General features: G+C 46.3%; 15 protein-coding genes. 14 read left to right on the top strand and 1 reads right to left on the bottom strand.

Annotated elements, in window-relative coordinates:
• The first annotated feature begins 441 nt into the window (after positions 1 to 441).
• The 6 genes from RMO27_RS13415 (at position 442) to bcp (ending at position 4,744) form a co-directional block, all read left to right on the top strand.
• Positions 442 to 747, top strand: a complete 306-nt coding sequence (locus RMO27_RS13415; protein ID WP_309733279.1) for a Nif11-like leader peptide family natural product precursor — start codon at positions 442 to 444, stop codon at positions 745 to 747.
• A gap of 599 nt (positions 748 to 1,346) precedes the next feature.
• Positions 1,347 to 2,597 (top strand): nif11-class peptide radical SAM maturase 3, encoded by a 1,251-nt coding sequence (locus RMO27_RS13410; protein ID WP_309733276.1) that lies wholly within the window; start codon positions 1,347 to 1,349, stop codon positions 2,595 to 2,597.
• Positions 2,598 to 2,599: 2 nt separating this feature from the next.
• Positions 2,600 to 2,800, top strand: a complete 201-nt coding sequence (locus tag RMO27_RS13405) for a hypothetical protein (RefSeq protein WP_309733274.1) — start codon at positions 2,600 to 2,602, stop codon at positions 2,798 to 2,800.
• 224 nt (positions 2,801 to 3,024) lie between these two features.
• Positions 3,025 to 3,543, top strand: a complete 519-nt coding sequence (locus RMO27_RS13400) for a hypothetical protein (protein WP_309733272.1) — start codon at positions 3,025 to 3,027, stop codon at positions 3,541 to 3,543.
• A 50-nt stretch (positions 3,544 to 3,593) separates the two neighbouring features.
• Complete coding sequence (locus RMO27_RS13395; RefSeq protein WP_309733270.1) at positions 3,594 to 4,229, top strand: COP23 domain-containing protein; 636 nt, start codon at positions 3,594 to 3,596, stop codon at positions 4,227 to 4,229.
• Positions 4,230 to 4,276: 47 nt separating this feature from the next.
• Positions 4,277 to 4,744 carry a thioredoxin-dependent thiol peroxidase gene (gene bcp / locus RMO27_RS13390; RefSeq protein ID WP_309733268.1) on the top strand — a complete coding sequence of 156 codons (468 nt, stop codon included), beginning with the start codon at positions 4,277 to 4,279 and terminating at the stop codon, positions 4,742 to 4,744.
• 160 nt (positions 4,745 to 4,904) lie between these two features.
• On the opposite strand, the gene RMO27_RS13385 is transcribed toward bcp, so the two are convergent.
• On the bottom strand, positions 4,905 to 6,197 hold the full coding sequence (locus RMO27_RS13385) for a sensor histidine kinase (protein ID WP_309733265.1): 1,293 nt from the start codon (positions 6,195 to 6,197) through the stop codon (positions 4,905 to 4,907).
• Positions 6,198 to 6,643: 446 nt separating this feature from the next.
• On the opposite strand from RMO27_RS13385, the gene RMO27_RS13380 reads away from it, so the two are divergent.
• The 8 genes from RMO27_RS13380 to RMO27_RS13345 form a co-directional block, all read left to right on the top strand.
• Positions 6,644 to 7,432 carry a Spy/CpxP family protein refolding chaperone gene (locus RMO27_RS13380; protein ID WP_309733263.1) on the top strand — a complete coding sequence of 263 codons (789 nt, stop codon included), beginning with the start codon at positions 6,644 to 6,646 and terminating at the stop codon, positions 7,430 to 7,432.
• Between the two features lie 51 nt (positions 7,433 to 7,483).
• Complete coding sequence (locus tag RMO27_RS13375; RefSeq protein WP_309733262.1) at positions 7,484 to 7,795, top strand: hypothetical protein; 312 nt, start codon at positions 7,484 to 7,486, stop codon at positions 7,793 to 7,795.
• A 50-nt stretch (positions 7,796 to 7,845) separates the two neighbouring features.
• Positions 7,846 to 8,121, top strand: coding sequence for a hypothetical protein (locus RMO27_RS13370; RefSeq protein WP_309733260.1), 276 nt, complete (start codon positions 7,846 to 7,848; stop codon positions 8,119 to 8,121).
• 349 nt (positions 8,122 to 8,470) lie between these two features.
• Positions 8,471 to 8,998: a hypothetical protein gene (locus RMO27_RS13365; protein ID WP_309733258.1), complete on the top strand. Its 528-nt coding sequence runs from the start codon at positions 8,471 to 8,473 to the stop codon at positions 8,996 to 8,998.
• 129 nt (positions 8,999 to 9,127) lie between these two features.
• Positions 9,128 to 9,268 (top strand): hypothetical protein, encoded by a 141-nt coding sequence (locus tag RMO27_RS13360; RefSeq protein ID WP_309733256.1) that lies wholly within the window; start codon positions 9,128 to 9,130, stop codon positions 9,266 to 9,268.
• Complete coding sequence (locus tag RMO27_RS13355; RefSeq protein WP_309733253.1) at positions 9,261 to 9,653, top strand: hypothetical protein; 393 nt, start codon at positions 9,261 to 9,263, stop codon at positions 9,651 to 9,653. Before RMO27_RS13360 ends, RMO27_RS13355 begins: the two co-directional genes overlap by 8 nt.
• Before the next feature lie 162 nt (positions 9,654 to 9,815).
• Positions 9,816 to 10,205, top strand: a complete 390-nt coding sequence (locus RMO27_RS13350; protein WP_309733251.1) for a GFA family protein — start codon at positions 9,816 to 9,818, stop codon at positions 10,203 to 10,205.
• A 124-nt stretch (positions 10,206 to 10,329) separates the two neighbouring features.
• Positions 10,330 to 10,562, top strand: a 233-nt coding sequence (locus RMO27_RS13345; protein WP_309733281.1) for a tRNA-dihydrouridine synthase, incomplete at its 3' end; no start/stop codon positions are given.

Below are 10,562 nucleotides of genomic sequence, written 5' to 3'. Positions count from 1 at the left end.
CATCAATTTTAGCGACAAAACATATTCATTTACGTCGATCGTTTTTGCAAAAATCATCTAAAAATGCGTGACTTCTGATTGCAGATTTGATAGATTGTTTTTAACAAGTTCGAGAGAGCTTGCGAAACAAAAAAACATTTCTAGGAAAAACAAAATGTCTAAAATTCAAATTATCGATCTAAATGTCAACTCCGAAGACTTAAGAGATATCTCTGATGAAGAACTCAATCTCCAAGGTGGCGGATGGCTTTGTGACCTTATCAAATGCATAATCTCATTATTCTAATAAGAGATTTCGGAGGTTTAATCATCCAGTGAATCGATATTACTGGATGATCTAGATTAAATTCAACTGCCTCGATCTAGAATCGCTCATTTATTCAATTTGAATTAACTGAGCGATTCCCCAATCTCAAAAAATAACTCCAGGAGATGCTAAAAATGTCTTTAGAAAATGTTGCAGCATTTTATGAAAAATTAGGCCAAGATAGAGTTTTTTGTCAGCAGATCAAAGATGCTGACAGTGAATCACAAAAATGGCAAATAATCCAAGCTGCTGGGTTTGACTTTTCACCAGCAGAGTATGCCCAATTTACGGCTCAAAATTTTGACCTCAACGAAAGTGAGATTCAAGATTTGAGTATTGAAGAGATGGCCGGAGTCGTTGGAGGATTTAAGTTTTGGGTAACTCCAATGTATGGGTTAACCTTGCCACCTCTCGATCTTTATGGTGGAGAAAAGTCCTGAAACCTAGCAAAATTGTCTAATGTCTAAGAGGCTGTTTGAAAAGTATAAGATAGCACTCATAAACCCTAGAAGATCCCCCCTAGCCCCCTTCAAAAGCAGGGCTGATCTATTGAAAAAAGAAAAATCTGTAGGGGTGGGTTTATGCTAAAAATCGCGAATTTAACGATAACTATCGTACAAACCCGCCCTCACCCACTATCAACTTCCAAATCATATTTTTCCATGTTTGAAATAAAGTGATCGTTAGGTTACTGGTGGGTTTGGGCAGGTTCGTACGAAGGGTGACTTCAAGTTCAAGTTAGTCGCATAAACCTGCCCCTACGGATTATTCTCTTTCCGATGGATCCGCCCTGCCCTTCAAAAGGGGGGAACCGGATTAAAGTCCCCCTTGAAAAGGGGGATTTAGGGGGATCGGACAGCCTACGATCGTAACAAATAAAACTTTTCAAACACCCTCTTAGCCGTCTAAACAAAGCTGAGTCTTTAGTTGTACATAATTCACAATCTTTTTGATTGGGTAATCTCCAAATTCCCATCAATACCAATTTTTCGCACCTCAAAGAATATTGAGTGCTATCCAATTACAAACAAGCAGTAAATTGACTTATCACAGAATTAGTTACGCTGTCTGGGAAATCACTCTGAAATGCAACCTTGCTTGCCAGCACTGCGGTTCTCGTGCTGGGCAAGCGCGGAGTGAAGAACTTTCCACCGCTGAAGCACTCAACTTGGTGCAACAACTGGCCGCAGTTGGCATTACCGAAGTTACCCTCATTGGCGGCGAAGCATTTCTCCGCAATGATTGGCTCGAAATTGCTCAAGCAATTACCGCAGCAGGAATGATCTGTGGCATGACCACGGGCGGCTTTGGCATCACCTTGGAAACGGCACAAAAAATGAAAGCTGCCGGAATTAAAGTTGTCTCTGTCTCCGTTGATGGATTGGAAGCAACTCACGATCGACTCCGAGGAAAACCAGGATCTTGGCAATGGGCATTTAAAACCATGAGCCATCTCCAGCAAGCCGGAATTCCTTTTGGTTGCAATACCCAAATTAATCGGCTCTCTGCGCCAGAGTTTCCCAAAATTTATGAACGGATCGGGGATGCTGGCATTTCTGCTTGGCAAATACAGCTAACTGTGCCCATGGGCAATGCCGCAGATAATAGCGATATCTTGTTGCAGCCCCCTGAACTGCTGGATGTCTATCCGATGATTGCCCAGGTCGCAGAACGTGCCCAGCAAGAAGGCATCAGAGTTCAAGCTGGAAATAATATTGGCTATTACGGTCCTTATGAACGGTTACTTCGGGGTGGAGATGCTTGGTCTTTCTGGCAAGGATGCTCCGCTGGTCTTTCGGCTCTGGGAATAGAAGCCAATGGTGCCATCAAGGGATGTCCCTCGTTGCCGACGTCTGCTTACACAGGCGGTAATATTCGCGATTACGATCTCCGCACGATCATTGAAGAAACCGAAGAACTGCGGTTCAATCTTGGTGCTGGAACGCCACAAGGAACAGAACATCTCTGGGGATTTTGCAAGACTTGTGAATTTGCAGAACTCTGTCGTGGTGGTTGTAGCTGGACGGCGCACGTTTTCTTCGACAAACGAGGGAATAATCCCTACTGTCACCATCGTGCGTTGACCCAAGCTGAGCGAGGTCTGCGCGAAAGATTTTATCTCCAGCGACCTGCCGAGGGAAATCCTTTTGATAATGGGGAATTTGCACTGGTGGAAGAATCGATCGATAGTTCTTGGCCAGAAAATGACCCACTTCGTTTCACCGCTAACAAAATCCAGTGGCCAGAGCACTGGTCACAAACAGCAGCAATAAGTTTAGTAGGAGTGTAACGATGGCAGAAGCAACAGCCAAACAATCTGCACTCCCACGCTCCCCGTGGCAAAGTCAAGTCACTTATCTACGCTTGATGTTCAAGGCTAAAAAAGCCCTCGATCGCATTGAGCAAAAAAAACAAATTCATCCAGAAAATCTCATCTACTCCAGAGGGAAAAAACCTCCAGCATCACCACTTCCGAAGATCGAAAGTGAATGAGTAGATGGGTAGATGAGTGTATGGGTGGATGAATCTGTAGCTTGTCTTTAGAGAATTGGTATAACGTACTTCATCGCAAATGAAAGTGCTGTAACGGAAATCGCTAATTTGGCTCGATCGATCCCAACTCTGCGGAAATGTCCATCGGACGACTGTAGACAAGGACATGGAGGGATTACTAGAAAAATCGATCTATGCGTCACATCAAACTCAGTCTACTTATCTTGACCACACTGTTAACGTCTAGTTGGCCAGCTAGTGCGTATCAATTATCGATCGAACCGCAACAGCAACCAGCCGCGACATCGAGCAGGTTAATTGCCGACGTCACATCCACAGATTTCATCACTGGTGGCATCACTCTACTCAATAACTTACTCAATCCACCCCATCGCTCGGCCGAAATTACTGCCGATACCGAAATCAAGAAAGCTAAGATTGCGGCTGAAGTGGAAATTGCCAAGGAAAGACTCCGCATCGAAGCTAGCCAAAATACCGATCGAGTTACTCCTGTCCTCAATCAATGGGGCGTCGCTCGGACTAATTGCGCGCCCGGTTTAGTCTTTATTAATGGGCTAACTACTGATACTATTTGTATCCAACCCAGTCAAACGATCGCCGCTGGTTACTATGATTATGATAGTGCCAAGCAGCAACTGATTAGAACTATTAGCACCACCAAGATTGTCCAATCCAAGCCAATTACTAGCACTATAAATTCTGCTAGAGATCGCGGTTTCTAATTAATTTAATATCTTCTATATTTTTACTTGTATATATCGATCGAGATCGCATGAAACTGACGATAGCTAACTATTTACTAATTCCGACTATTTTTGCAACTGTCATCCTCTCTGTTCAAATCGGGCGATCGCAGATGCCGCCAGTTGTTGATAATTCGATCTCCGACGAGATCGAAGGTGACACAACCAATCTCACGGCTGAATCGAGTCTGCGCGTCAGTTGTCAGGATCTCAAAACTGTCGTCCACAAAGGCGATCGACAGGCGGTAATGTTAAGTTGGAATTATGGTGGCTTCGGTAGCGAGTACACGCCAATGAAACGCTGCCAAATCGTCTCAGAACGCCTCCAGCAAGCCGCAAATCGCAATGGCGGTACATTCAAAGATTTGCAACTAGCCAGCGGCACGGTGAACTCAGTGACGGTCATCTGTGCATTGTCAGCTAAAAGCAGCAACTGCGATCGGCAAAACATGTTGTTCACACTCAAACCAGAAAACTCCCGCAATCCCGAAGCCATCATCCAAAAAATCTTTAGTTTCGCCAAAGATGGGAGTGCCTCGATCGAAGAAAGTGCTGGCGGTAAGCCCAAACTAGACAAGAATCTCGGCCACTGGGAGCAAAGAGCCTTTGGACGATCGCATCGAGCGATGCCCAGCAAGCAGAGCAGTCTAGATACCGGCTTTTAGTCGGAAGTAAGCTAAAATATTGCGGTATTTAACAGCTAGAGATCGAGATGAATATCGGCCAATCTGCTCCTACATTTACAGCACCTGATCGCGAGGGCAAACATAATAGTCTGGAAGATTTTCAGGGTCGATGGTTGGTGCTGTATTTTTATCCGAAAGATAATACTCCAGGCTGTACGACTGAAGCGATCGAATTTACAGCCAAACTACCCGAATTTCTTGCGCTCGATGCTCAAGTTGTCGGCATCAGTCCCGATTCGATCGCTTCGCATGGGAAGTTTATCGACAAGCAAAAGTTAGCAATTATGTTACTGAGCGATCCCGAACATCAAATTGCTGAAAATTACGGCGTCTGGCAATTAAAGAAGTTCATGGGCATGGAATATATGGGCTTCGTACGTTCGACTTTCGCGATCGATCCGAGTGGTAAGATCGTTAAAATTTGGTCGAATGTCAGAGTCAAAAATCATGTCGATACAGTACTTCAGGAATTGAAGTTACAGGTCGATCGATAATACGTCTCTTTCTCCTTTAATCGAGATCGCCAGATCGATTCGGTAGGAGCAATTCATGAATTGCTCCTACCGAATCGATCGCTGGAAAACTACGCCAGACTTGTACTATCAAAGAGTTCGCACGTATAACTATAAATCTCCAACTTAACGACATTACTATTTAATCCTTCGGCCACGGAATACTAGCGATAATTTGACAGCCGCGATCGGGCGCACTAATCAAATCGAACTCACCTTGTAATGAGAGTACCCGTTCCCGCATCCCCTGCAAGCCAAATCCTGTCAAGTTATTAGTCAGAATAAAACCGCGTCCATTATCGGTAATTTGGAATTTGATCGAATTAGACTCGGTCCGAATATCGATCGTCACTTCCGTAGCGTGGGCATATTTACTGATATTTGTTAATGCTTCTTGGATGATGCGATAGATCGTAATTGCAACAGACGGTGGGAGCTGCTCTGGTAGATCTAAATGACAGATCGGTTGAATATAATTAGACAACTTAAATTCATCTGCCAATTTGTGAATTGCCGTTGGTAAATCCTGGTTGTGCATCGGATCTGAACGCAATGCCGACACAGATTGGCGGACATCCCGAAGGGCGATCGAACCCAGTCGCTTGGCTTCTACTAATACTTCTCGCGATTTTTCGGGTTTGACTTGGGAGAGTTTGACAGCCATCTCCAGATGGAGATTGAGAGCAGTCAGCGAGTGTCCCAATGAGTCATGAATCTCGCGAGCAATTCGATTGCGTTCTTGTAAACTACCATTTTCCTGCGCTCTGATTGCATAGCTGCGAATGCGTTGATTGGCGATCGCTAGTTCTTCTTTGGCTTGTTTTTCGGCCAAAATCCTGTCTACTAATAGTTGCAAACTCAGTAAGATTCCGCCAAATAACGAGACAAAACCCCACCGAAATCCATCTCGTTCGCGGCGCGTCTCCTGTGATGAATCTGACGGACGATTGCCAACGATCGTTGGCGCACTGCCAGTCGCTGCCGATCTCGGATTAGTGGTAGTTGTCTCTGCGCGATCTCGAAATCCTTGAGCATTGTGGACGCGCTGGCGATAGGGGAATAAATTCATCGTCGTTAGATACAACGCAAAAATGCCCCCAGTAATCCACAACCGATATTTGCGATCGAAGATCAAATAACTCCGAATCACCACAATAATCAACAGCAACCCGACCGGACGCATTCCGCTCGCCGCAGCGACAAAAACGGGAATAATTTGGGCGATCGTATAGAGAATTCGGACTAACAACTTACCCCCAGGTAGTCGCAATCCCATCACTGCCAATAACACCACAATCCCGATATTCAACCATTTTGGTTCCAGCATTTGCCCATCGCGAGGCGATACTTCCAAGGCCATCACCACTGCAAATAAAATCCACTCGATATATAGTAACGATCTCAGAGGGTGACGCATGAGAAATTCAATCTGCATTCAAAGTGGGTGATGGGGTGGTAGTAAATCTAAGAGGGTGTTTGAAAAGTCAAATTTGTTACGCTCAAACCTTAGAAAATCCCCCTAGCCCCCTTAAAAAGCGGATGTGCTTACTGTTCGGGTTCCCCGACAGTAAGGCACACCAAGTAGGGGGAACCGGATCTTAGTCCCCCTTAAAAAGGGGGATTTAGGGGGATTCATGCCAACTACGGGTGTCGAAAATAACTTTTCAAACAGTCTCTAAGGCATTAGCTGAGGTGAGATCGGCGAGTCGCCAAAACAATTACGCATGTTTCTTCTAACATAACTGGATTTGTTCCAGAGCGAGCGTTACCTTAGTCATGCTTTGGACTAGTTTAATCTATGACTAGCGGTTAGTTATTAATGGTCGCGATCGTGACCTTTGCTGGATGTGGAAATGGAGCCAAAAAACTTAAGATAGCAGCATGGAAATCAAACACATCTCGCCACCAACACCCCCGATTCCAAGCATGAAAAACCAACTACTTAAATTGCTACCACTTTTGGCAATAGCGATCGCCGCCCCAGCATTTGCGGCCAATAACTACCTCAGTCACAATGCTGCTCCAGGACAGATTGCCTCCAGCGAGATGGGCAATCGTCGCAACTATTCCAATCTCACACCAGCACAGCAGGCAAAAATGGCGGAACTCCGAGCTGCTACTCGCAGCCAGATCGAGGCCGTACTGACTCCCGAACAACGCCAGAAATTCAGCCAGATCCAGGTACAACGTCAAACTACCAGACAAGGTCGCAAGGGGATGATGATGAATCTCACCACCGACCAAAAAGCCAGACTCAAGGCCATTCGCGAGTCAAATCAATCGCAATTTAAAGCAATCTTGACTCCCGCCCAACAAGCACAACTCCCTCAACGTGGTGGCTGGCGTCGTGGTGGTGTGGCACGGTTGAATCTCACCCCAGAGCAACAGACCAAATTTCAGCAACTGCGGGCATCGACACGCAGCCAAATGCAAGCAGTCTTGACTCCCGCCCAACAGCAGCAAGCAAAGGTTCGTCAAGAGCGTCGCCAAGCCATGGGCAACACTTGGAAAAGTCTGAATCTAACCGCCGATCAACAAGCCAAGATCCAGACAATCCGTCAATCTAGCGAGCAACAGTTGAAGGCGATTCTGACTCCAGAGCAACAAGCTCAACGCAAATCTCGTCACGGACATGATGGGAGACACAACGGCAGACATCAATCCGTCTAGTTACCGATCGACTCACCTCAACATATCAATTACTTAAATTTAGACTCAATCATGTTAAAACTCATTGCACCGATCGCGCTAGCTGCACTTACCGTCCTGTCGATCGCTCCCCAGTCACAAGCCATCCCGATTAACCTCAATTCCATCTTTATCGGCCAAAATCGCGACGGCGATACCCGCGTCAAAGCGGTAATTCAAGTTGGGTCGCAACCACAATATGCTAACCGTTGGGAAGGGCGACGTCACCGCGAGTGGGAGATCCAACGGGAACGCGAAGCCGAACGCCGTCGCCAGAGAGCCTATTACCATCGCGATCGCTATGAAGATCGCAGCGACTACCGTGGTGAATATCGCGGCCGCTAAAATCGGCGATCTGCGATCGGTTAAATCTATTCGAGCGAACCTGTCGATCTATGATCGCGATCGCCGCTACAATCGAGATCGCGGTTACTCGCGTGGGAGTATCCTCCAACAACGAAGGACTTTGGAGCGACAACGCGATCGTGAAGCCGATCGCCGTCGCTATCGATATGGAGATCGTCGTGACAACCGTGATCATGGCTATTATCGTCGCAATCGCTAAGTTTAGAGCTGCTAATGCCGATCTACTTTACGACGTTAGAACCATTCAGACCGATAGCTTATCTCTACATCTGTCGATCAAGATCATTCAGCTACAGATCGATTAGATCTGTTAAAAACATGACAATCTAATAGTTAGCTGGTTTCAGTGCGGTTCGGAGGCATGTCTTGAATCGATCGTCCGTCAGATCTTCAAGGTTCGTGCAATTATTTATCCCAAGTAGACAAGTATTTACGGGGATTGGCTAGTTGGTTCGATCGCCTCAAATACTTTATCAAATAAGAGGATTCGATCGACTGAGAGCTGTTAGCAACAGCAGCAGATATTTGCCGATTCAAATCTATAATTAGGCAGTTGGGACATCTAACTATTGACAGATAATTATACGTTTGAGATTCAATAAATTATAAGTATGGAAGTTGAATTTGCGATCGCCTTCATAGCTCCACGATCGGGTGCACGATCTATCTGACAATCTCAAACCAGCTCATCTATTTACAGCCAGAAGCCCCAAAATGAAAAGCAAAATTATCGCACTTGTTACCCTGCTCTCTTCAATGACAACTATCGGCATGAGTATGCCCGCTAGTGCTCAAGTCTCGAATCAAAGCTCGATCGGCCCGTCGGTACTATTCGGCAATGGCCAGTCGGCAATTGGGGTTGATTCTAAATTCCCCCTCAGCGACAATTTTTCATTGCGTCCATTTATCTATTTTCCCGATAACGGTACTGATTTTGGGACGGCACTGACATACGATATCACGCTCAGAAATACCGATAGTACGCTTCAGATTACCCCCTTTGTCGGTGGATCTGTCGATGTCAATACTGGCAGCAATAGTGTCACGACGGTGAGTTTAGTCGGTGGTGCTGACTTGGATCTGAGCGAAAGTATCCGATTAAAAGGCTCGATTATCGTTCCCTTGAGTACCGATCGGGGTCAAGGTACTGGCATCGCGATCGGTGCAGGTTTCCGGTTCTAGATTGTGGCGGCAATACCATTTACTATCGCCAATCTCTACTCTTGCTTTTCGAGCATTGAGCCAAAACCCAGTTTGGGTTTTGGCTGATTTTTTAAAATTTATTCAAGCGTTGTCTGTAAGTTGGCAACCATGACTAAAGATACAGATCGATCGGGAAATCTACCTCAAAGACATTACCTTAGTTCGATGACCCCGACTAGCGATCGAGCTAAAGTGAAAATGGTACCGTGTATCTTCATCTGCATTCAAACGAAATTTACCTATGTCTAAATTCACAGCATTAGCCATCGGAATCCTCTCAGTAATCTCGATCGTGCCGACCGCTCAAGCTGCTACCAGCACTAGCGATCGGGTAAACATTCACAGACCATCTGGAGATCTCCACGCGCAAATAATTATCAGACTCGGCGGCCCCCCAGTGCCCTATCATCGTGACGACTTCGATCGTCGTCGTCAGTGGCAAATCGAACGGGAACGCGAAGCCGATCGCCGCCGTGAATTTTACTCCCGCCGCCATCGCGAGCGTCAGGAGTTCCATCGCGAAGGTGGCGAATTTCGGGGGGAACCTCGCGGTACGGTTCAAGTAGAATTTCGCGGTGGCTCGCGTCCTGAAGGTGGCTCGCGTCCTGAAGGCGGCTCACGTCCCCCACGCTAACATGTCAACAACTTGCGAGCCAGATGATAAGTCGATCGTGCGATCCTGGCTTAGAGCTAGACAGCTAGTTGTAATCTATTTACCCAGCAAAAAGGAGACGATCGAATTTGATCGTCTCCTTTTGCTTGACAAATCGGCACAAAATCAGGTGGAGAAATGATTATGGATCGATCGACAACTTATCTAGGCGGCTGTCACTGTGGCAAAATTCGTTATCGAGTTGAGGTCGAAAAACTCGAAGCAGTTCAATGCAATTGTTCGATTTGCTCTAAAAAGGGTTTCATTCATCTCATTGTCCCCGCCGCTCGATTTACCCTACTTCACGGCGAAGCCGATCTGAATACTTACACTTTTAACACCGGCACCGCCAAGCACCATTTTTGTCGCCATTGTGGAATTCATTCCTTTTACCGACCTCGATCGCACCCAGACGGATATGATATTAATCTCCGCTGTCTAGATGATAATGCGATCGACCAATTTGAGATTTCTGCCTTCGACGGTGCCAACTGGGAAGATAAAATCGACCAAATTCGCGATCGCTACAGCTAAACCCCACTTCTCCTCTGTGTTCCTCTGTCTTGACTCACTTAACCTGGAGGAAACCTCCAGAACGTTTGTCGCTGTGTTAAAAACACCACCCCTCACCTCTGTGCATCCCCTCAGCGTCGCCCCGATGATGGATCGGACTGATCGTCATTGCCGCTACTTCCTGCGCCAAATCAGCCGTCACACCCTGCTCTACACTGAAATGGTCACGAGCATGGCGATCCTACATGGCGATAAATATAAGCTGTTAGGATTCGATCGATCCGAACAGCCCCTCGCCCTCCAAATCGGCGGCGACAATCCCTCAGATTTGGCTCAATGCGCCCAAATTGCTGAAAAATTCGGCTATGACGAAGTCAA

It is taken from the genome of Chamaesiphon sp. OTE_75_metabat_556 (assembly GCF_031378165.1).
In the GTDB taxonomy this organism is placed as follows: domain Bacteria; phylum Cyanobacteriota; class Cyanobacteriia; order Cyanobacteriales; family Chamaesiphonaceae; genus Chamaesiphon.
The sequence above is the reverse complement of the archived record's forward strand: the minus strand, read 5'-3'. Positions and strand labels throughout refer to the sequence as shown.